At 32.7% G+C, this 23,637-nt stretch carries 12 protein-coding genes; 9 read left to right on the forward strand and 3 right to left on the reverse strand.

Annotated elements, in window-relative coordinates:
• Positions 1–201, forward strand: a 201-nt coding sequence (locus HSX44_RS02860; protein ID WP_275602221.1) for a hypothetical protein, incomplete at its 5' end; no start/stop codon positions are given.
• A 1,579-nt stretch (positions 202–1,780) separates the two neighbouring features.
• On the forward strand, positions 1,781–2,029 hold the full coding sequence (locus tag HSX44_RS02865) for a hypothetical protein (RefSeq protein ID WP_275602222.1): 249 nt from the start codon (positions 1,781–1,783) through the stop codon (positions 2,027–2,029).
• Positions 2,030–2,298: 269 nt separating this feature from the next.
• Here HSX44_RS02865 and purH read toward each other — a convergent pair whose 3' ends face one another.
• The 3 genes from purH to HSX44_RS02880 form a co-directional block, all read right to left on the reverse strand.
• Positions 2,299–3,846, reverse strand: a complete 1,548-nt coding sequence (gene purH, locus HSX44_RS02870) for a bifunctional phosphoribosylaminoimidazolecarboxamide formyltransferase/IMP cyclohydrolase (protein ID WP_275602223.1) — start codon at positions 3,844–3,846, stop codon at positions 2,299–2,301.
• Positions 3,847–5,215: 1,369 nt separating this feature from the next.
• A complete protein-coding gene (gene fumC, locus HSX44_RS02875) occupies positions 5,216–6,607 on the reverse strand; it encodes a class II fumarate hydratase (protein WP_275602224.1) in 1,392 nt (463 codons plus the stop codon).
• A gap of 699 nt (positions 6,608–7,306) precedes the next feature.
• Positions 7,307–8,884, reverse strand: a complete 1,578-nt coding sequence (locus HSX44_RS02880; protein ID WP_275602225.1) for a lysine--tRNA ligase — start codon at positions 8,882–8,884, stop codon at positions 7,307–7,309.
• A gap of 64 nt (positions 8,885–8,948) precedes the next feature.
• On the opposite strand from HSX44_RS02880, the gene HSX44_RS02885 reads away from it, so the two are divergent.
• The 7 genes from HSX44_RS02885 to HSX44_RS02915 all read left to right on the forward strand — a co-directional run bounded on the left by HSX44_RS02885 (position 8,949) and on the right by HSX44_RS02915 (position 23,617).
• Entirely contained in the window at positions 8,949–9,242 is a 294-nt protein-coding gene (locus HSX44_RS02885) for a VirB3 family type IV secretion system protein (RefSeq protein WP_014868750.1), read from the forward strand.
• 9 nt (positions 9,243–9,251) lie between these two features.
• The gene (locus HSX44_RS02890) at positions 9,252–11,657 is read left to right on the forward strand and encodes a VirB4 family type IV secretion/conjugal transfer ATPase (protein WP_275602226.1); all 2,406 of its coding nucleotides are present in this window, start codon (positions 9,252–9,254) and stop codon (positions 11,655–11,657) included.
• Positions 11,650–14,199, forward strand: coding sequence for a TrbL/VirB6 family protein (locus HSX44_RS02895; protein WP_275602227.1), 2,550 nt, complete (start codon positions 11,650–11,652; stop codon positions 14,197–14,199). Before HSX44_RS02890 ends, HSX44_RS02895 begins: the two co-directional genes overlap by 8 nt.
• Positions 14,199–16,637 carry a TrbL/VirB6 family protein gene (locus HSX44_RS02900; protein ID WP_275602228.1) on the forward strand — a complete coding sequence of 813 codons (2,439 nt, stop codon included), beginning with the start codon at positions 14,199–14,201 and terminating at the stop codon, positions 16,635–16,637. Before HSX44_RS02895 ends, HSX44_RS02900 begins: the two co-directional genes overlap by 1 nt.
• The gene (locus HSX44_RS02905; RefSeq protein ID WP_275602229.1) at positions 16,637–19,603 is read left to right on the forward strand and encodes a TrbL/VirB6 family protein; all 2,967 of its coding nucleotides are present in this window, start codon (positions 16,637–16,639) and stop codon (positions 19,601–19,603) included. Before HSX44_RS02900 ends, HSX44_RS02905 begins: the two co-directional genes overlap by 1 nt.
• A 163-nt stretch (positions 19,604–19,766) precedes the next feature.
• Complete coding sequence (locus tag HSX44_RS02910; RefSeq protein WP_275602230.1) at positions 19,767–22,970, forward strand: TrbL/VirB6 family protein; 3,204 nt, start codon at positions 19,767–19,769, stop codon at positions 22,968–22,970.
• Between the two features lie 17 nt (positions 22,971–22,987).
• Positions 22,988–23,617, forward strand: a complete 630-nt coding sequence (locus HSX44_RS02915) for a WD_0853 family protein (RefSeq protein ID WP_275602427.1) — start codon at positions 22,988–22,990, stop codon at positions 23,615–23,617.
• The last annotated feature ends 20 nt before the right edge of the window (positions 23,618–23,637 follow it).

Here is a 23,637-nt window from a genome sequence, read left to right on the forward strand (position 1 = left end):
GTAGTACAATACATGAAATATTTAATAAGCCAACAAAAATACTTAACACTGATACAAGCTCTACAACGACAAATAGTAACAGCTTCATCACCAAACTATAGAACCTTTAGAAGACCTCCTATTAATGATAAAAAGGTTTTACACATATATGAATCGCAGCAAACAACCAAAAGTACTGATTTCTCTAAAATGGCAATTTAGAGAATATATCTAAGTTTCATTTTGCAATACTGCCTAAACCCTGTGGTGGAAATAAAGTAATGAACCTGCTGTTTTATAGGCCGTTCAGTTATATAGATAGAAAAAAGCCATTACTTGATGCTCAAGTTGAAAAATTTCAACTTTCATGGCAAGACTTTGTGAGCATCACCCGCCTTACTCTTAAAGAGAATCCCATATAAAATAGTCATTGAAAGTAAAAGTCAATACATACTTATAATCTTTTTTAATTATTCAATTAATTATTGATATAAATTATTTCTAAACGGAGCCAATATAATTATTAGTGAAAACTCGAAAAATTTGCCAAACATTGGCAAATCGCTCATCCAGATTATGTATTGCTTAACATTAGCCTATTTTAAAAAAATAGCTAGCATAGAATCGGTTTACTAATTGTGTCGAGCATCACCGATAGAAGTATTGGAAATATGATAAGCTCTAGTTAAAAAACTGCCCAATTTGACAGAATGGATAGACGCCATGTTAATTAAAAAACTGCTAAGTTGAAGAGAAAATATTATGAAGTTGCATAAGCCAAGCTCATTAACTGAAGAGGAATTTTCGAGGAAAAGGCTTACTTATGATAATTTTTACATATTGACTAACACTAAAACTTGCAAGAGAAAACTATGTAAAAAAAACGAGCAGAGGATTTACAGTATCCAATAAATATATAAAAAACAAGTCTTGAATNACTATCGTTTTAAATTAAAAAATAATCAAGTTAGTATAATAGGTGAAATTTCAGAAGATAAAAATCTTAAGCACCATATGATAAGTAAGTTTACTTCAAAGTGATATTGGTAGTGGAAAGACCGTGATTGCACTTTTTGCAATGCTTAATCTAGTAGAAAACAATATGCAATCAGCTCTAAGCACCAACTACTATTATCTGCAGAAGCACAATACCATTATTGAATCAAAAAGGCTTTATTCTGTACTGATAATATAAAAGTTACTCTACTCACTGGTAAGATTACACGCAAGAAAAGAAAANNATTATCATGAATGAACTTATAAGCAGTATTTTAAACATAGTGTTTAGCACTCACGCACTATTTCAAGCTAACATCACATTTAAAATTTTTAGGCTTGCAGTTATAGGTAAACAATAACGATTTGTAGTGATGCAGAAAAATCGTTTAGCAAAAAAAGGAGAAAATGCCGATATACTTTTTGTTACTGCAACTCCAAGAACTTTACAGTAAGCCATGTATGATAGTATTGAATACTTAGTTTTAAGGAAAAAGAAATCAGAATCTAGATTATTAATAAAAACTGTTACTATGAATAGTAAGAAAATAATAGATTTTACTAAAAAGTTTAAGTAAACTATATACATGAGCAAAAAAGCATATTGAATTTATTCATATATAGTAGGAAACGAGGGAACTCAATATTACTGCAGCAGAGGTGCGCTTTCAGGAAGCATAAAAAACACTTTTTAACAAAGTCGAGATAATATACAGAAAATTAACCAAGAAACAGAAAAATCAAGTTATGTTTTCTCTCAAAAAAGATAAATTTTCTCTGCTTGTTACAACCACTATAATAGAAGTTGGCCGTAGATATACTAGACGCAACAACCAATTCTAATTATAGAAAATACAGAGCAACTTGGATTATCGCAATTACACCAGCTAAGAGGCAGAGTAGAACAAGGAAACAAACCATATTATTATACAATAACTTAAGTCAAAGCTCACCCTCAAAGTTAAAGATAATGCGTAAGTCGCAAGATGAATTTTACATTGCTGGAAAGAACATGATATTAAGAGACAGCAGAGATATTTTAGATATAAAATAATCAGGATACGTGAAGTTTAAATTTTGCTAATTTATACAAGAACAGAAAGTTACTTAATCTCACATATAATAACACGAAAAGCACAATAGTCAAGAATAAGTCTTTTAAATTACTGCTTGATATATTTGAATACAGAAGTAGGCTGCATTTCTCAAAGTTTCAGTAGATTTATTGCATAGCTCTATGTGTTATTGGCAACGTGANAACCGTACACATTCACAAAGTTGTGATGATGTGAAAAGAAAATTCCTAGCTATAAGATATAAAACTTAATGAAAGAAGCTACGAATACCAGTAAAAAACATAGCGATTTTACTCTCATTTGCAGCTGCTATCACATCTTGATCTTTTAGCGAACCACCAGGCTGGATTATCGCTGTAATTCCATGTTTTGCACTTTCTATTATACTATCTGGAAATGGGAAAAATGCATCTGAAGCAAGCACAGCACCTTCACACCTTTCACCTGCTCTTTTTATTGCAATGTCCACACTGCCTATTCTACTTGTTTGCCCTGCACCGATGCCAATAGTACATCCACTTTTTGCTATAACTATTGCATTAGATTTCACATGCTTACATATTTTCCAAGCGAAAATCAAATCTTCCTTTTCTTTTTCTGTTACAGAACGCTTCGTCACTTTGCTAATTCTTCCTGCCTCTATCACGTAGTTATTATTTTCCTGTATTAAAAAACCACTAACAACATTTTTGATCTGATATTTTGTACTTTTCTGAAAGGGTTTATAAATAATCACTCTTAAATTCTTCTTTCTTTGTAAAACTTCTAACGCTTCACTGTTTACTGATGGTATTATCACTACTTCTAAAAATATCTCACTTAATTTCTCTGCTAGCTTTAAATCTAGCTCACGATTCAAGGCTACTACACCACCGAAACTGCTTATTTCATCACACAATAAAGCCTTTTCATATGCCTCCAAAGCGTTATTACCAACAGCAGCACCACATGGATTATTATGCTTGATTATCACTGCTGTAGGTTCTTTAAATTCAGAAACTATATTAAGCGCAGACTCTACATCTAGTATATTATTATAACTCAACTCTTTACCATGTATTTTTTCTAGCGGATATTTTGTAAACTGATTGCTATAAAATGCAGCTTTTTGATGAGGATTTTCTCCATATCTCAGTTCTTGTGTTTTATATCCGTATAGAGCGAAAAACTCTGGCAATTCACTATTCTTACTCTGTGATAAAAACCAACTATAAATATTAGAATCATAGTATGCGGTGAGAGCAAACGCCTTAGTTGCTAGATATTTTCTATATTCCAATGTTGTTTTATTGTTGTTTTCAATCATTTGAATTTTTAGCGTTTCATAGTCCTGAATGCTAGAAATAACTGAAGTAAAATAAAAATTTTTTGCTGCAGCTCTAATTAGAGCTACTCCACCAATATCAATTTGCTCTACAATTTGCTTCTCATTTGACCCGCTACTCACTGTCTCCCAGAATGGATATAGATTAACTATAAGAAGATCTATAGGCTCAATTCCCAAACCTTGCATCTCCCCTTTATGCTTTTCCCGATCACAGAGTATCCCCCCATGAACTTTAGGATGCAAAGTTTTCACTCTACCACCTAATACTTCTGGAAAGTGTGTATAATCTGAGACTTCTCGCGTTTTTATTCCAGCATCAGATAGCACTTTACAAGTATTCCCTGTTGAAAGAATTTCCATTTGTTGCTGTATTAAAAATGATGCAAGGTCAATTATATTTGACTTATCATAAACCGATATTAAAGCTCTTTTCACTTCAAATATAGAAAATTTCTTAAGATTATACACAAAAAAAAAGAGTTGTCTATAGCTCTAACCCAAGCTTTTCAGTAGAATTTCTTCTTACCAATTATATCAGTATTGTTCGCGCAGCTTCACGAAATACAGCTAGTTCTACACTCTAATAATCCCATTTTAATATTCTACTATGCTGATTAACTTCCTTAAAGACACACTATTTCGGTATTAATCCAATATAAGCATCAACCATTTAAATATTTNCTATATTTCACCATAAATTGATACATATTACCTATATCATCATACATTATATTAAAGCTTTACGTACAATTATCCTTTTCATTGCTCCTATTTTCTACTTAAACAAGCAAACTTCCTATAAAATCTGTTTTATTTTCTATATACATTTCTCTATCTTGAAAGAAAATCTCACTTAGCTTATCTCTATAATTTAGAATATTTTCTCGCTCTTTTGTGATCTCCTTTCAAGCAGTTACGTGAAGCAAATAATGGCTTTTACGCTTTCTACTATCCTGAATAAAACACACGCATAGAATAAATTTTACTATGTAAACTTAATAACTGTACATATCACCTACTAAACATCGTTTCTCTGTTCCATAGATACTCATATTATAATTCCCCCATAGCTTTGTTATATAATTGTTCACCAATTTCAATGATTTAACAGTTATACACGTATTTATAACTGGCTTTTCAAGACATTTTACTATTAATATATCATCAACATGCTCAAGATCAATTACCCAATTTTTAACTTTAGATAATATTCTATTTCTTTCTTAAATTGAATAGAACAAAGTTTATCATACTTTCAAATTTGCATCATATTAACATCTAGAAAATATCATCCCTATTACAAACTGGCATTAATTAATCTAATAAACTAGCAAGTAAAATAGAAAATTTAACCTNTTTTTTCTCCTTTCGCTATTTACAGACTCATACCATAATTAAGATTCAGCATGAAAAAGCTTCTTACAAAACTTCTCCTTTGTTGCCACCTAAATAGCTGACACTGGAATCTGTTTTCTTTCCTTTTTTAGATCTCAGCATCACTCACTAGAGTGAAACTAAAAGTAGATCATCATTTTTCATATAAACAATAGTTTTGCAAGAAAACCCAGATTACTTTCACTTAAACAATAAATGTACAAGGATCCTGCTAACTTTATTGTTTGATTCTATTCCCATTTTAACACCTCCTATGAGGATTGTGGGTGTAGAAAAAAAACTACAATTACGGAAATTACTCTTAAATTAGATCATAACTCCTCAAATGAACTGCATACTATAAAGTAATTACACACACAGTAAGAAACTAAAAATGTTAACAGGTAAGAGAACGAAAGGGACAAAGGAAATCACTTTAAGCGTTGATAATAAAACTAGTCGCTTATAGGTTCACCATTTCTTCCGGTTTCACTATTTTTTCAAATTCTTTTTCAGTAAGCAGACCTAGCTTCACTGTCGCTTCTTTTAGAGTGATATTTTCTTTATAGGCAAGTTTCACTATTTTTGCTGCATTGTCATACCCTATGTAGGTATTTAATATAGTTACTAGCATTAGTGATTGATTCACCAAATCTTTTATTCTTTTTTCATTTGCTTTGATACCAAGCACACATTTTTGTGCAAAATTTAAACTTGCGTCAGCTAAAAGTCTTATAGACTGTAAAACATTGTAAATTATTACTGGCTTAAACACGTTCAATTCAAAATGACCATTTGAACCACTAATAGTTACAGTAACATGGTTCCCCATAACTTGAGCACATACCATAGTTATTGCTTCACATTGAGTTGGATTTACTTTACCTGGCATAATTGAAGAACCAGGCTCATTTTCTGGTAATGTTATTTCTCCAATCCCACATCTTGGACCAGAACTAAGTAGCCTTATATCATTTGCAATTTTCATTAAACTAACCGCTATCGTGTTGAGTGTTCCACTTAACTCAACTAAAGCATCATTTGCTGCCAATGCTTCAAATTTGTTTTTTGCTGAAGTAAATGGAAGACCGGTGATTTTTGCTATTTCCTTGGCAAAACTCTCGGCAAAGCCTTGATTAACATTCAATCCTGTACCAACTGCAGTACCACCTTGTGCAAGCTCATATACATTGCTCAAAGCTAATTTTATCCTCTCTATTCCCTTTTCAACTTGAGTCATATAGCCAGAAAACTCTTGTCCTAGTGTCAGAGGCGTTGCATCTTGCAAATGAGTACGGCCTATTTTTATTATATTTTTAAATTCCTGAACCTTATTATCTAGCGCTTTATAAAGCCATTCAAGATTTGGAATGAGAAAATGATTTATTTGCTTTGCCACTGCTATATGCATTGCTGTTGGAAAGGTGTCATTTGATGACTGACAACGATTCACATGATCATTTGGGTGTACAGGAAATTTACTACCTAAATTACCACCTAAAATCTCTATTGCACGGTTACTGATTACTTCATTCATATTCATGTTAGTCTGAGTCCCAGACCCAGTTTGCCATATAACAAGAGGAAATTCATCGTTGAATTTACCATCTATTATCTCTTGTGCAGCTGTGCAGATTGTATTACCCACTTTTTCGTCTATAGTACCATGCTTCATGTTCACACGTGCTGCTGCAAGTTTTACCACCGCTAACGCTTCAATTAGAGGTTCTGGTATTTTTTCTATGCCGATTTTGAAATTGTCCAAGGAACGTTGTGTTTGTGCTCCCCAGTAATGTTCATTTGGTACTTTTATCTCACCTAAGCTATCTGATTCTAGCCTACTTTTTTTACCCATATCCCCCCTTTCATATCATACAAACTCGAATACGACTTCACTACATATTTCTACCTCTTCATCATTAAACCACTACTAATCCACTACTGTCAAGTACACTGGTATTATAATAGTTCGAAAGTAACTCCCTTTATAAGAAAGTATCAAGAACTAGCATAATATCTCTTTGAACTCTTAAATTATTTTAGCTATTAATAAATTTACTAAATAGTAAAAAAGGATAAAGATTGTTAGGAGTGCTATTCAAGTAGCCAACACTAAGATCAAAAAATACAGATTTCGATATTACACCCTGGAATAACATTACTTATTATAAAAATAAATGTTTATTTATGAATTGCTTTAATATTTAAGAAACTTATCAAGTAAAAAAAGCAAAAAACCTAAGATAACTAGTATTCAAATATTGCTTACCAATTTTTGATATCCTCTTTGCTGTCTTAAACATTTTATAAGTTCACTTCAGCACTTGTATAGGCAAAAAACTATAGAAACTTTATCAAGATAACAACACACATAGTACAAAAACTAAACATGAGATGCCAAATACATTGAGTTTTACCATTAACCTAATACAGAGATTACAAAGGTGAATAAAACATCTTCAGTATTATGATAAGGAAATTGATAAAGGTTATTGAATAATTTCTGCATTTAATTTTAAACTAAAAAGAGCTCGAAATGCAAAGAGATCAAACTTTAAAGTGTACGTTTAATAGCAGCATCTATAAGAGAAATTGTATTACCTATCCCATAAAGCTTTATGAAAGATCCCATTCTTGGACCGCTTTTTTGGCCAAGTAACGTTCTATATAGCAACTGAAACCAATCGCGTAAATTACTATAATTATGCTTTTTTCCAATTGAAAAGACATGAGATTGAATTTCTTCAGCAGTAGTTATAATAGGTAGAGAATATAGGGCATTCTTTAAATCTAGTAAAGCTTCTTTCTCTTTTTCATTTGGAACTTTATATGCTTTTGCTGGCTTGATAAAGTCGTGATAATACTTAACCGCAAAGTCTGAAAGCCTGTCGAGCNTTTTATCACTTTCTGGTGTAATATTCGATACATAAGTAGATATAAAACCCCAAAGAATCTCTTTATTTTCAGCATTACAAGCTGCTGCCAGGTTTAAAAGTAACGAGAAGTTTATACCCGAAATCCCTATACTTGGAACATTGCCTTGGTGAATATGCCATACAGGACTATTCATATATTTTTCTTTATCCTCATTATATAACTTAACAAACTCCAGATATTTATCAGTTAACCTTGGTATAACATCAAAATGTAAACGTTTAGCCTTTTTGGGACTCTGAAAGATATACAACGCTAAACTCTCTGTTGGGGCATAAGTAAGCCACTCTTCAATTGAAATACCATTTCCTTTTGATTTTGATATTTTCTTTCCTTCTTTATCAAGAAAAAACTCGTAACAAAACAGAAGTGGTGGCTTTTCTCGAAGAATTTCACATACTTGACTTGAAAGTACAGCAGACGAAGCCAAATCTTTTCCATGAGCTTCATAATTGACTCCAAATGTAGCCCATCTCATTCCCCAATCCGGTTTCCATTGCAACTTACATCTGCCTTTTGTCACTGGAACCTCTATTTTTTCTCCATCTGTATCTTCATATGTGATTGTTCCTTTATTGGTATCCCTTTCAATTATTGGAACTTGTAAAACTCGAGAAGCTTTTGGACATATTGGTAAAAACGGACTATAGGTTTGCTGCCTTTCTTCTCGAAACGATGGAAGCATTACATCCATTACTTTGTCGTAATTCTTCAGCAAAAGTAAAAGTTTTTCATCATAAACGCCAGATTTATAGCACTCTGTAGCACTTCTAAATTCGTATTCAAAATTAAATAAATCAAGAAATTTACATAACAGTGAATTCATATGGTGGCCATAACTTTCGTGGGTGCCAAATGGGTCAGGTATCATCGTTAATGGCTTGTTTAAATGCTCTTTTAGCATCCCTTGATTCGGTACATTATCTGGTATTTTTCGCAAACCATCCATATCATCAGAAACTACAATAATCTTAGTCTTTATATCAGGAGCTATTTTCTTTAGTGCATTCGCAACAACTGTAGTACGAAAAACCTCCCCAAAAGTACCAATATGTGGCAAACCTGAAGGTCCATAACCAGTTTCAAATATTATCCCCTTTTTATTAGGAAATCTTTGTAATATTTTTTCTGCTTCCTGAAATGGCCAGCTTATCATCATTGAATTCAAATTACTTATCTTACCTAAAGAGGTACTCATTTCAATGGATTTTTAATTAATGATATAGTATTAGTGTTAAAGCTATTAGTCAGAGGGTCAAAAAATGTCTACAGGTAGCATACAAACAAATCAATTGTTCAAAGGTCTTACAAGACCTGCGATGCTTTTCGGTGTGAGTTATATGTTTGCAATATTAAATGTTCTAATTTGCATGTTAATTTTTATTAATATAAATGATCTTAGAACTTTCTTGATGTTATTCGGAATACACGGACTTGGTTATATAGCTTCCGCAAAAGAACCGTTGTTTATTGAATTATTCATGGTAAAATTAGGAAAGTGCTCAAGATGTTTGAACCGTCTTTATCATGGAGCTAATTCTTACGATATTACTTAATGTTATACAATGCTGAGGTTTAGAGCTATTCAATCGAAGAATAAATCTATTCTAAACAGAGAAGTTCATACTGCTGAATTTATACCTTACTCTTACTATTGGAATAGTACAACCTTAGTAACAAAACAGAATTGGTTAGTTAAGTTTATAAAACTAAATGGCTTTGCATTTGAAACAGCCGATGATGAAGATCTGGTAATACAGAACAATATCAGAAATCAAATGCTAAGAAGCATTTCGTCTCCAGCATTTGGTCTATATTTTCATACTATCAGACGTAAAAAAAATATCTTCTCTGATGAATCTGTAAATCAAAAATTGCCAAATTTTTTTGCTAATTACGTAAATCTAAAATGGAGAGAAAAACACTCAACAAGGCAATCATTTATTAACGACCTATATATTACAGTTATTCGTAGAACCGATACAAAAGGAGTAGAATTTTTATCACACTTACTGAAAAAATTCGGACATGTAACCTCAAAATATGCCTGGGAAAGCGACATGCGTGCTATTTATGAAGACTTAGAAGAAACAACAAATCGTGTAGTAACAAGCCTTAGAAATTACTCGCCTAAGGTTCTTGGAGTAAAAGAAACCCCAAACGGTTTATTTTGTGAAATAATGGAATTTCTATCTAGGATTGTAAATTGTGGCTTCATTACAAATACGCTTTTCCCTTTAAAAACCGAAATATCGAAATACTTACCAGTACATAGATTGTTTTTTGGCCATAAGACCATACAAGTTATAACTCACAATGAGAACAAATATGCTGGAATAGTGAGTATCAAAGAATATGGTAATAATACCTCTGCAGGAATGCTTGATCATTTTTTACAACTTCCCTATGAGTTTATTATCACACAGTCTTTCCAATTTACAAACAGACAAATAGCAATTGCAAAAATGCAGATACAACAAAATCGGATGATACAATCCGAAGATAAAGCTATTTCTCAAATAGCAGAAATCTCTCATGCACTTGATGATGCAATGAGTGGTAAGATCGCGTTTGGCGAACATCACTTAACTATCTTATGTATAGAGAAAAACCCTAAATCATTAGACAATGCTTTATCGCTGGTAGAATCAGAGCTTTCTAACTGTGGTGTTTATCCTATCCGTGAAAGAGTTAACCTTGAACCAGCATTTTGGGCACAAATTCCTGGTAATTTCAATTATATAGTTAGAAAAGGTACAATAAGCAGTCTTAACTTAGCTGGCTTTGTATCTCAACATAATTATCCTACTGGTAATAAATTCAATAATCACTGGGGAGATGCCGTTACAGTTTTTGACACAACATCCGGTACACCATTTTTCTTTAATTTTCATATAAGAGATGTTGGGCATACTATGATAATTGGTCCAACTGGCTCTGGTAAAACTGTTTTAATGAATTTTTTATGTGCTCAAGCAATGAAATTTTCTCCAAGAATATTCTTCTTCGATAAAGATCGTGGCGCAGAGATCTTCTTAAGAGCGCTTGGCGGTATCTATACTCTAATAGAACCAAGAACTAAGACAAATTTTAATCCTCTACAACTTGATGATACTACTGACAATAGAACATTTTTAATGGAGTGGATAAAATCTTTAATCTCAGTATACAATGATAAATTCACTTCAGAAGATATTACTCGAATTAATGATGCAATTGAAGGAAATTTTAAGTTGAGGAAAGAAGACAGATTCTTGAGAAATCTCGTACCATTTTTAGGCCTTGCAGGCCCTGGTACCTTAGCTGGGGCAATATCTATGTGGCACGGTAATGGTTCTCACGCTGCAATATTTGATAATAAAGAAGATTTACTAGACTTTTCAAAAGCAAGGATATTTGGCTTCGAAATGACTAGCTTACTCAAAGATTCTGTTGCTCTTGGACCGGTTTTGATTTATTTGTTTCATAGGATTAGTATATCTCTTGATGGCACTCCATCTATTATTGTTCTTGATGAAGCGTGGGCATTAANAGATAATCCAGTCTTTGCACCTAAGATAAAAGACTGGTTAAAAGTGCTAAGGAAATCAAATGCTTTTGTGATTTTTGCCACTCAAAGTGTTGAAGATGCAAGCAAAAGTACCATTAGTGATACACTTGTACAACAAACAGCAACACAAATTTTTTTGCCAAACTTAAAAGCCACTAGTGTCTATCGAGATGTTTTTATGCTAACTGAACGTGAATATATACTAATCAAGCATACAGATCCAAGTACTAGATTCTTTTTGGTGAAACAAGGAGCTAATGCTGTTGTAGCTAGAATAGACTTAAAAGACTTAGATGACATAGTCAATGTGTTATCTGGACGTGCAGAAAGTATTCTATTGTTACATGATATATTAAAAGAAGTCGGCAACGACCCGAAAAGATGGTTACCCATATTTTACCAGAAAGTAAAAGATGTTTAAGACCAAGCTGTCACTGCTACTGATTTTGATATTTTTACTGAATGTAGATTTTTTACTCTCATATCCAGCTTTTGCAGATATAGCAAGTGGCATTGATAGAACAGAATTTGTTAGTAGATTTAATTCTACTGGCAGTTTCAGTCGTGCCTCTAACCCTGATTGTGGAGCGTTTAAAACAGCCCCAGCACTTGCTGGGATAGCAATTGCTGTTGGTGCTATATTTACTGGCATTGTCTTGACTGTCTCTTCTGCTGGGTTATCTACTAGTCTTGTTATTGTTGGAATGATAGCTGCAATCGTTGGGGTTTGGAAAGCAATAGGAGGACTCGTTGTCTGTGAGCATAGTTTTGTTAGACACCCAGTTGCACGTGATTATGATGGAAAGTATAAGGATTTTACATTAAGAGACACAAGTTATAGCACATTCATAAATAAAAATTTTCAAACAGAAGATGAATATCTTTCTGCATTAAAAGGAGAATCTGGAAAAAATGCAAAACAGATAGAAAAAGAAATTTTAGACTTTACTAACTGGGATATTGTTAATATTAATAGAGAACATTATTACTGGCCAAAAAATGGCGTGCAGTATAGTGAATATATAGAAGTATGTTATCGCAATCCTTTAACATTCGGTAATCTTTTTAAGAAGAATGACTTTGATTTCAGAGAGAAGTCCGGATACATAGATTTTGATGTTAGGGAAAAAGACACTGGATATGTAAATGGGTCGTGGTCACCAAAAGTTGATGGAGGACTAAAATGTAAAGTTCTCAAAGCTGGACAGAGCAAAACCATATATGGATCAACGTTCAAAGCAGTGAAAAAAACAGGTAGGCTATGTGTAGAGTTAGCTGAGGTTAACACACTTGGTATTAGAATAATCCCCTGGCCGCAAGGAGTTGATATAGGGTGCACGGAATTACCACCTGACATAATTGCTCCTATGTGTGAGAAGTCCAAGATAAAATTTAGTATTGGCAATCCAATTCCTATTGGTTCCGATGAAGATTATAAAACTATTATAAGGAATAACGAAAAAGAGGGAAAAATCTTTATAGGTTACGACAACAAAGGTTGTTTTCAAGACTACATTTCACAAGCCTGTTACAATCAGACAGGAAGTAAATCATTAGCTCCTATTCCTATAACTTCCATGGTAGTACAATGTATTAAGGAATCGTTAGATAACCTAGTTACAGGTAAAGGTATGCCAAATGGTGAGAACTTTATATCTTTAGCACAAAAAAGGCTAAAAAATACTGTAACTGCTGTTTTAGTTTTAGCTTTAATGCTGTTCTCTATAAAAGCCATATCCGGTGGAGTACGCAGTTCACAAGAAATATACATGTTGATTATTAAATTTGCTTTAGTGATCTACTTTACAACAGGTAGCACTATGTCTCATTATTATAAGGAGTTAACAAGGCTTTCAGATGGTTTGTCTGAGATAGTCTTAAAGGCGTCATCTGAAAGTAAAAATATATGTAATTATAAAGCAGAAAAGTATGGAGAAGACATCTATCTTGCGTCCTGGGATAGGCTTGATTGTAGAATTTTATTTTACTTAGGAGCACCTTTAGATGGAATTGCTGGAAAAATTGGTACTAGTGGTGCAGGAATATTGGCTATTTTACTTGGTTCTGCTCCTGTTTTATTAGTAGCAGGCTCAATAATCGGCATCATTTTTGCTGGCGGACAGATTTTAACAGCTCTTATCTGTATATTTATGGCCGTTATGATGATGATGGTTATTTTATGGATGTGCTATATATTTATTTTATCCCTTATCGCCTTAAGTGTAATCATCACTTTATCACCCTTGTTCATTCCTATGGTTCTATTCCAACACACTAAAGGATACTTTGATGGTTGGTTAAAGGAATTGATTACCTATAGCTTATACCCAGTTATGCTTTTCGCATTTTTGTCCTTTATGTTCATAGTATGCGATAAAATATATTTTAAAAATTTACATTTTGAAAGAGAAGAAATCACAGTGCTAAGCAATAAAAAACAGTGGTTTAAGTTAAAAGATGGAGAATGCAGTAAAAAAAACGAAACCACTCTTGCATGCATGATACAAAACTACAGTTTTAAGAAGAGTAACATACTTGGTTTATTCGATTTTACATATATGGAGTTTAGCAGTTCTCTAATCGGAGAATTGTTTAAATTAGCTCTAATATTATTCCTATTTTATCACTTTTTAAATATTCTTCCTAATATGGCTGCAGAGCTTGCCGGCAATCCAAGGTCAGCACTTGGCTCTGGTGCTACACCTGGAAAAATGATATCAAAAGCCCTCTCTGTAACTAAAGCTATTGTTGGAGCTATTAGCAAAGCTCAATCTGGAGGTACTGCTGAAGCTGCCAAGAAAGCTAAAAAAAGTATGGAAAGTATAAGGTTTTGTTCTAATGACCAAAACAGTAGTGGATCTACTCTCGCAAATACTGGTACTAGTACTGCCAAAAACGTTGGAAAAAATATCATTGACACTGTAAAAGATGCCGCTCCTAGCGGTAGTGGTCAAAGTGAGTAATGGATAAACATTTAAATGATCAAAGCTTAGAACAGGCTATGCGTAAGTTTTTACTAATAGCAATATTCTTTTTGCTGTCTGGTTGCGAGGATCATTGTATTAAGCCAGAGAATTTATCAAACTTACGCGAAAAATTAGATGTAGTGTCAACACAACAAAAGTGGGTTGATTCTAACGTTCACATTTCAAGTAAGGTAAAAATAACAGAAATTAGCATAGTCCCTAATAAAATTAGTTTTTGCCCGCAGTATGAAGATTTTGCAATAAGACCTGGAGTAAAAGAGGTTACGTTATCAAAATTTGCACTTAAAGCCGGAGATTCAATAAACTTTAGTGTTATTGGAAGTAAAGTATGTAAAGATAAGGAAAATGAGACAATCAGATATGTAAGTATTGATAAAAAATGCAGCAACAAAGAAAAGGAGTATTTTGCACGCATTTTAAACCAAGATGAATGTCAGATATGGGAGAATGAAGAAGGTCAGTACACAATATGCCCCAACAAATACATAATAGGCAACAAGATAGAATGGTTAGATGGAAAAGAGTACTGGGATCCAACTTTTTCAAAGTTAGATCAAGATGAAAGGAAAGAAAAAATTAAAAGCATTATCAACTCTATAAAAGGAGAAAATATAAACTGTAGTAGTCTTTCAGATAGACAAATAAGCAAAGTAGATACGCATATTTTAAATTTACTCTGTGGACGCATATGTAAATTTCCTTCTGGCAACAGGAACACAGATTGTGCATATATTGAATTCAATAGCATAGAAGGTGAGATATCTCAGTCTTATACTGAAGTAATTAGTAATTTTCTAAAAGAAAAACAAGTAAAAACTGACATTACACTTCTAAAAGTTCACATGGATGGTGAAGATTTTGAACATATTCCAAGTGGTGGTTTATGTACTAATTGTGATTATAAAATTAATAAGGACCATCAAACACCGAGTTTAACTTTCAGTTTATGTAGTAGAAATAATGAGAGCTGCTACGATAGAAATGACAAAGGTGGTTTTAACATAAGAGTAACAAAAGTTGCTAATCTAAAAAAGAGCTTATATATAAGAGTTTCTGATGAGTTTCCTAATAATAATCCCGGTGAAAATCAGGAAGATATATCTGTAGATATTAGCAAAGTTCATGATACCCAAGAAATGGAAAAATTGAAGAAAAAGTTAAAAGGCAAAAATGGTACCATATACTATGGAATAAAAGATCATGGTTGCAATTACGAGAAAAATGAAGGTCAGCTCAGTATCAAGCTAACAACTAAAGAGCCCCCTACAAGAACTTTCAGTGCAATATATAATTTCTTTGATGAGAAGATAAAAACCGCATTTTTCGGCCCTAGCTACAATGACTCTGATATAATCTACTCTGATACTAGTCNTATAAAGGTTCTTTACGATAGTCTTACAAAATCAAGCAAAACAAATACTATTAGGTCTACAATAATATCAGTGCTAATATTATACATAGTCCTGTATACTCTTTATTACCTTCTTGGCTTAACTCATGTTTCTATATATGAGTTTTTAATTGTATGTGTAAAGATAGGAATTATCACCCAGCTATTGCGAGATAATAGCTGGAATTTTTTCTATAATAACGCGTTCTCTATTTTTATTAACACTCCAAAACAGTTAATAGAAGTAGCAAATTTCAGAGGCACAATATCAAATGTTTTTGAGTTTCTCGATTTATCACTGAATAGATTTCTTTTACCAAACTCCATACTATTAATAGTGTCCCTTATATTTTCTGGCCCTTTAGGCATTATAGCTTTTTGCTTGTTGATTTGGGGTTTAATAAAAGTAGCATTGTCTATTTTTAATGCCTTATTTTCTTTTGTTACATCTATGGCAACAGTTGCATTATTACTTTCTTTAGCACCTATCTTTATTATTTGTCTTTTGTTTACGTACACTAGGCAGATGTTCTACAATTGGATCAAAAATTTAGCGAGATTTACAATCCACCCAGCAGTACTTTTAATTTTTATATCGTTGATGAGTCAAGCTATGGATCACATAATATATTCAATGTTTGATTTTGAAGCTTGTTCTACGTGCATACTCAATATTAATCTAAGAATCTTTAACCCTTGTATTTTCCACGGGTACGTCTCTAAGCATACACCTAATATTGCTGCTATGATAACTTTTGTTATTTTGGGTTATGCAATGGAAGCTTTGATTGAAGCTTCTTCAAAAATATCCGACTCATTGTTTGGTGTTTATATAATGAACGAACCTGGAAAACAATATCAACAAAGCTTAATAGAAACAGTCGGATTAGGTAAAGAAAGTGCTCAAATACGAGCAGGAAGTGCTGCTCAACAGTTAAGTGCACCAATCAAAAGACCTGAAATACCGCAAGGAACTCGAAACTCAATACCTCAGACACCACAGTCTTCAGGAAAACCATCATAATGAGTAAAAGATCACTATTATTGGCAGTTTATTTTGCAATCACTGGCTGTACTATAGATTGCGTTGAGCCTGGATTACAGAGTAGAAATACTAGTGTTAATGTGGACGTTCCAGTTCATAAACCCAACAAAGGAGTTAAGATTCATTGGGTTGATTCTGGTCAAATAATTACTCAAGGCGAAAAAATCAAATTTACTCTTAGCGGATCAGTAAATTTTTGTCCTCTTAAAGAAGGTAAAAACCAAAAAAAAGTACTTGTACCTGCTGTATTTTGTGCTGACGATTCAATACCGAATTATAGTAGTGAATTAATTAATAATTCTGGCCTCGATGAACAAGAAGTATGTAAAAACGTAGGGTTTGGGAATAGTCAATTTTATAGCAAGAGGCGTTATGTTGATACTGGTATTAAAGTAAATCCCGGTGATAAGTTAAGCTTCAGCTTAGTTCCCAAAAAGATAACAATTAATTACATCAACAACCTAGAAGGAAAAGATATCAGTTTTGATGACAATTGTCACAAGACTCGAGAGGGAGATAAAAAAGCTATGATACAAGATCTCCTTAATGGAGGAACGTTCTTTTGTGGAAACGATGACAATAGGACTGAGATAAAATTTCCGCAGCTTAGCAAAGAAAGCTTTAAAAAAAGAACAGTGCTAGTCGGTAACGGTTACACTCCATACGATAACAAAGTACATTTTAATAGAAGCTATATCCAAGATGAAAGCCCATGGATAAATGGTGCATTGTTAGATTTAAGACGTGCTAAAATAGGACTGGACAAATTATGTAACGGAAAAGACTGTGACTTTAACAAAGTGAAAAACTACAGCCCTACTCAAATAGGGCTGAATCAACTGTGCACAGGAGAAAATTGTGATCTTAATAAAATAAAAAAATACAACTCTTATAATCTCAACTGTTACTATCAGAATATATGCTATACTAAAGAAGGTATATTCAATTCTGATTTATACAAAAAAGGACATAAAAACTGTGTTTCCTCTATAAGATATCAAAAATATCACAAAAATAATCAATGTGATATATACTCTCATCTCAAAAGAGTCAAAGATAAGCTTAAGGAGGTTAAAAACAGGAAAAATTCTAAGCAGGTCGACATTATTAATTTTACACTAGACACTAAAGATATTTCCTGGGCTGAAGCTCTTGTTGTGAAAATAAATAATGCAGGTGATGCAAGTGCTCCTGAAAGCAAGCGTGATGATATGAAAGACACTGCTCAAGGCACTCAGTGTCTTCCAGAAAAAAAAGGAGCAAAAGGAGACAACGTATGTTCACAAATTAGTAATAATTTCGAGAATTTTTCTCTGAAATTAGATAATGACTATCCAGTAAATGATAATGTAGAACCTGGTAGTAGTGTGATGCTCGCTATTGCAGATTATGGTCATTATTACCTTAATAGAGGAGGGTACCACGTTAAAACAACTAGGTCGTGTGAATATGCTGACGGTAAAAAACTATATATTTATCTAGGTGATAACTTGCCAGAAAATACACCCACTACAAATAATGATAGCTTTAAGGAGGTGATAGGATTAACTTCAATAGAGGATAATATGAAATATTATGAAATAGATGGAAGTCATTTAAAAAATGACAAACCTAAAAAAATCTATTTTGGTATTGATGTAAGCAATGTAGAGAGAAGTGATATTATAGATAAAAATGGTAAATATTACGAAAATAACAAATACAGCGTGACCTTGTTTGTCAAAAGAAAGATTAACGATTTTATTTCATCAAGTGTAAATAAGGTACTTAATTTTATAAAAAGAGAAGTGATTGGGGACAGTATTAAAGATTTATATAAAGGGTATGCAAAAGGTCTTTCTCAAGGAATAAGAGTCTTACTTATTCTATATGTCATATTTACTGTTGTTGGTTATGTACTTGGAACAACACAGTTAAGTAAATTTGACTTCATTATAAGAATAATGAAGATAGCATTTATATCTTTTGCCTTTAGTGATAAGAGCTGGGAACTTTTTGGCACAACTTTATCCAAGTTTTTTGTGGACGGTAGCACTTATTTAGTTGACAGTTTTTCTGGCCACATAGGGGAAAGTGGTAAAAATTTTGCATTCTTAGATTTGACAACAGGAGTATTATTCACAGGGGAAACTTGGTTGAAGTTTTTATCGCTAATGCTTGCTGGTCCTTTTGGCTTCATTGCTTTTTTGATAATACTCTATGCTAGTTTTGTGTCATTAAAATGCATTATTAGTGCCACATTTAGATATGTAATATCTACTTCTCTAGTAGCGTTTTTGATATCATTAACACCTTTATTTATCGTATTTATTTTATTTCAACAGACTAAATCTCTATTTGAGAACTGGATAAAAACGTTGGCCCATGTTGCAATACAGCCAGTCATTTTATTTTCATTTTTATCTATTCTGAATCAACTCCTATATTCAGTTTTATATAACCTCACAAACTTTTCTGCGTGCTATCAATGTTTAATTAGCATAAATTTCTTGTCATACGATCTTTGCATAATGAAATCGATACTACCTCTTGGATATAGTCCCAGTACTAGCGTTGATGTTGCACTTGGTACCGGAGAAAGAACAGGTGGATACTTTGCAGCATTACCTATAGACCTAATCCAAGTGTTTATATATCTTATTATTGCTAGTGCAATGGAAGTTTTTGTCTCTGCATCAGAAACTATGGCACAAGCAATATTTGGTGCTGGTTGGGGAATTATGGGAAGCATTAGCACGGTTACTAGCAGCGCATCACAATCTATACTGTCAATTGTTGGACTTGATGACAAGACTCAGAACATAATACAGGAAATCAAACATAAAGTGGGTAAATATCGACCAGAAATTGAGTTCAAATCCAAGCAGTACGAATTGCAGCCTGCAGGCGAGAATAAACAATCAGATGCAACAGATGAAAAAGGAAAAAATGTACTAAAAAAATGAGAGAAGGTACAGAAAAAGAAAATAGAAACAAAAGAAATGATACTCAATGATCTGACAGTAAAAAAGACTAAGAAGGAGAAGTATGGCTGCTACTATAGAGTAGTAACTAATTGAAAAGATATCTTAAGTAAAGTTTATTTCTATATTCAAAAAAAATTTAGATATGCAGTTACGCTTAAGCAAATTTTGTTTTAGATTACTACTTCTTGCAACTTATGCACTAATAACAAGTTGTGACAAGAACGATATGCCCTTTCCAAGGTGCATATCTGCTGACTATTTTGGTCCTGAACCCATTACAGTAAGCGCCCACTTTTCAGATGATCACGATGCTTTCATCCAAGAAAATGGAGAAGTCATTGACCATAATACTGGAGAATTCAATAATGGTCTTCACCCCAATCAAGTAGTAAAATGGAAAGATACAGGACTCGAAACCAACGGAGATGATTTAGTAGTGCGAGTTAATGGTGCATGGATATCTTGGAACAATAACAATAGAAAAGAATCTAAAGATAACTATAGCTTGCAAAAATTAGAGCAGTTGAAATACACAACTAAATTCGAAGGTGAGCAAGGTGATAATAGTTTACCTGGCTTTTATTTAGTTTGCAATGATTATAAATCTAGTATACAGAAATTTTCAAGTAATTATAACGCAAATTGCACTGTAAATTGTAAGTGCGTTAATGAGGATGATAGCAGAAATACAGCGTTACGTGGTGCTCCATGTTGGTTTACTAACGGTCATGGTGCTTACTTTTTGTTTAGGAGATCTAATACAAATGCTAGTGGCAAGAAAGAATTCATAGATCCAAATCCTAATGATAACCTAGAATTAATGCGCAATCCTCAATCTCCCACTATACATTTAGGTTACAACTCCATAGCAGAAGACGGAAGCGGACTTTTTACTTTAAAAAAAGGGGATAGAACTAAATTAAAGGATAGAAACTGTAATATGCTAGAATTAAAAAAGGGATGGAAAATATATGTAAAAATACTAGATAGATATTATTTAAATAATGCAGGTGGCTACTCTTTTGAATTTTTGAGCGGAGTACAAAAAACAGGTGCCATTGGGTTCTTTGATTACATTTATAATTATCTAAAATGTGCATTATTGATTAACGAAAATTGTGAAAAGCATTTTAATAGTAACAGTTCCACAGCTGCACAAGCTGTATTTCAGAATATAGCCGAAAAAAGCACTAGCTTTCACAATTTCGTTCTTTCCTTACTTGTGTTATTCATAATAATCTCGTCACTTCTTTATCTTTTTGGCATGATACAGGAAACTAAACATGATATTCTAATCAGAATAATGAAAATCACTTTAGTAATAGTGCTTGTATCTCCTGGAAGTTTTAGGTTTTTCTATGATCATTTTTTCGTTTTATTTGTTAAAAGCCTTGAACAGTTGATAAGTATAATCACTAATTTTGCTCCAAACATGAACACCGGAAACCTTACTCAGGAGGATGAAACTCATGTTAAATTGTTTAGTTTCATGGAGGATATGTTCAACAAGTTTTTTGCTTACTCTGTTTGGAAAAAGTTTGCAGCATTTTTCCATTATCAAATGTGGACAAGTATCATTATGATACCAGCCATTTTTATAGGAATCGTTTTATATTTCTTGCTATGTGTATATGCCTATATAATATTCCTTTTTGGTTTTGTAGGCATATCTTTTTTTATAGCTATAATGCCACTGTTTCTGATTTCTATTTTCTTTTCACCGCTGAAAAGTCTATTTGAAGGTTGGATAAAATTCTGTATCAGTTTCTGTTTACAATCAATCATGATATTTACCTTATTGTCATTACTAGCTTCAATTATAATGAATACCTTTTATAGACAACTAGGTTTCACTGTATGTTACAACAAGTGGCTTGAAGTAAAACTATGTGCTCCAAGATGGGTGCTCGGCGGTTTTTGTATCGTTGATAAGCAGTACTTTGGTTGGACTCCAGGGCAAATTTTTGTACCTTACTCTCTCGGAGAAACTGCTCCGTTGAAAGTAGATAAAGATATAGAGGGCATAGAAAAATTAAGTAGAGCAGGTGGTACAATAAAATTTACTGGCGGTGCTGGGTATATTCTTCTTCCACCAAATTATATCAAAAAAGGTTTCCGTTATATAGATTATCCTTTCTTCAACCCAGTTCCAGGTAATAAAAATAATCTAGCAGACCATTATATTGCAGAAAATGATATAGTGGTTGACAAGAATTGTAGTGCAAGAGACTTAGTACGTTTAACAAATAGTTTATCTCACGCATTAGAAAAGAACGATATCTTATTGTTAATTAAAAATATAGAAAAAAAAATAGGTAATATCGATGATGAAATTACAGAGCGCTACTGTCAATCTCAACAATATAAAGAAAAATGCGAAGACTATAAAAAAATAATAGAAGATTATAGAAAGGGAATTATTAGACCAAATTTTAAAAGCGAAATAAGATCTTTACTACAGAGTGTAGTGGAAAATCGAGGTTGCAGAGTACTGAAATTTCATGAATTATATAGGAATCCTAACAGTAAATTCTGTCAGAAATGTAAAGATTGTGAGAATTGCAAAAATTATCAGGAAAATAATGATTACCAAAGGGTAAAGGACATACAAAAAGGCTATCTAATCGATGTAAAAGAAATCTTTATATTATTCTTGCTTTCATTCTTAATGTTCTCCTTACGCGAGTTTGTACAACAGATGGGCTCAAGTATTGCTGGTGGTGGGTTCAGTGTTTATAATATATCTAACATATATTCAGCATCACCTTTAGTTGGTGCAATAAATGGATTCAAACAGCAGTGGCAAAATTTTGTTGGCGGGAAACTAGAGTCTTTAGGAAGTTGGGCTATTCATTTACCGGACAGATTAGCTGGAGGTACAGCTGATCTACTAGATAGAATACCAAGAGTTGGGAGTGTGCTAAAACATGCTATTGATGTGCCACGTAAACTTACAAGCGCTACTATTGAAGCAACAAAATTTGCAACATCGTCTAAGAATAATATTGATAAGCTCGAAGAAAAAATTTACAAGGCATTTGGAGTCGATAAAGAAGATATTATACACAGAAGAATTGGTAGATATTTAGACTATTATAAAGGATATATGGGGTCACATTTGGGCTATACAATAGAAGGTGCCATAAAATTTAATTGGAAGCATAGTGTTGATTCTATAGGAAAACGTAGCTATAATCATAATCTACTCTATAGAACAAAATCGCACAGGCGAGAGTTCTTAGAAAAACTTCATGATTACACCATAGGGCACAAAAGAAAGCCAGAAAAATATAAGGATGAAGATGATAACAGTCAGTCTAGTATACCAGAAGATGAATTTATATAAAAAAAATGAGAACACCGATGAAAACTAGTAAAAAAAATTTCAAAGGTTTTGGTTATTACAAACTATACCAGGATAAAAACGGTAACATAAAGTTAAATGACTATGATGACATTCTAAATGTCCGTAGAGCAAAAATAGATTTATTACTAGATAATATCAAACAGGATGATATTAATCTTTCAAAGCTCAATAAAGTTCTTAGTGAGGAACTCGTAGACAATAAAGAATTACTGTCTGAATTTGATAACGAGGATCAAGAAGTTGCAAAAGAAGAACTTAAAGTGTTTAATGTTTTGAACAGTCTTGATGATCTTACAAACATTAAAAGCAAAGATTTACTTGAAGTCAGTTTACTACTGTCAGATCTTAGTTTCATAGAAAGGAATATTGTACTAAATCCTAGCCAGGATTCTGATTTAGCAGAACTTAAGAAACTCTTTATTGAAAAAAAAGAATCTGGTAAAGAGTATAGTGATGAAGAATGTAAAAGTTTTCTCGATACCACAGATAAAATTAATACTCTAATTAAACTAGAGTTAGAAAGCAGAATTGAAGAGCTAGCCCGTGATAAAACAAATGACTATAATGGCTTACAGGATGAAATTGGTCATTCAATAATAGATATAACAAATAAATCAAAAAAGTAATTAAGTCTTGAACTCGTGTT

Source organism: Wolbachia endosymbiont of Onchocerca gibsoni (assembly GCF_029169405.1).
Taxonomy (GTDB): domain Bacteria; phylum Pseudomonadota; class Alphaproteobacteria; order Rickettsiales; family Anaplasmataceae; genus Wolbachia.

Coding starts and splice junctions, on each gene's coding strand:
- fumC (WP_275602224.1), bottom strand. CDS start 6,607: ATGGGTAAAAAAAGTAGGCTAGAATCAGATAGCTTAGGTGAGATAAAA.
- HSX44_RS02885 (WP_014868750.1), top strand. CDS start 8,949: ATGTCTACAGGTAGCATACAAACAAATCAATTGTTCAAAGGTCTTACA.
- HSX44_RS02895 (WP_275602227.1), top strand. CDS start 11,650: ATGTTTAAGACCAAGCTGTCACTGCTACTGATTTTGATATTTTTACTG.
- HSX44_RS02905 (WP_275602229.1), top strand. CDS start 16,637: ATGAGTAAAAGATCACTATTATTGGCAGTTTATTTTGCAATCACTGGC.
- HSX44_RS02910 (WP_275602230.1), top strand. CDS start 19,767: ATGCAGTTACGCTTAAGCAAATTTTGTTTTAGATTACTACTTCTTGCA.
- HSX44_RS02915 (WP_275602427.1), top strand. CDS start 22,988: ATGAAAACTAGTAAAAAAAATTTCAAAGGTTTTGGTTATTACAAACTA.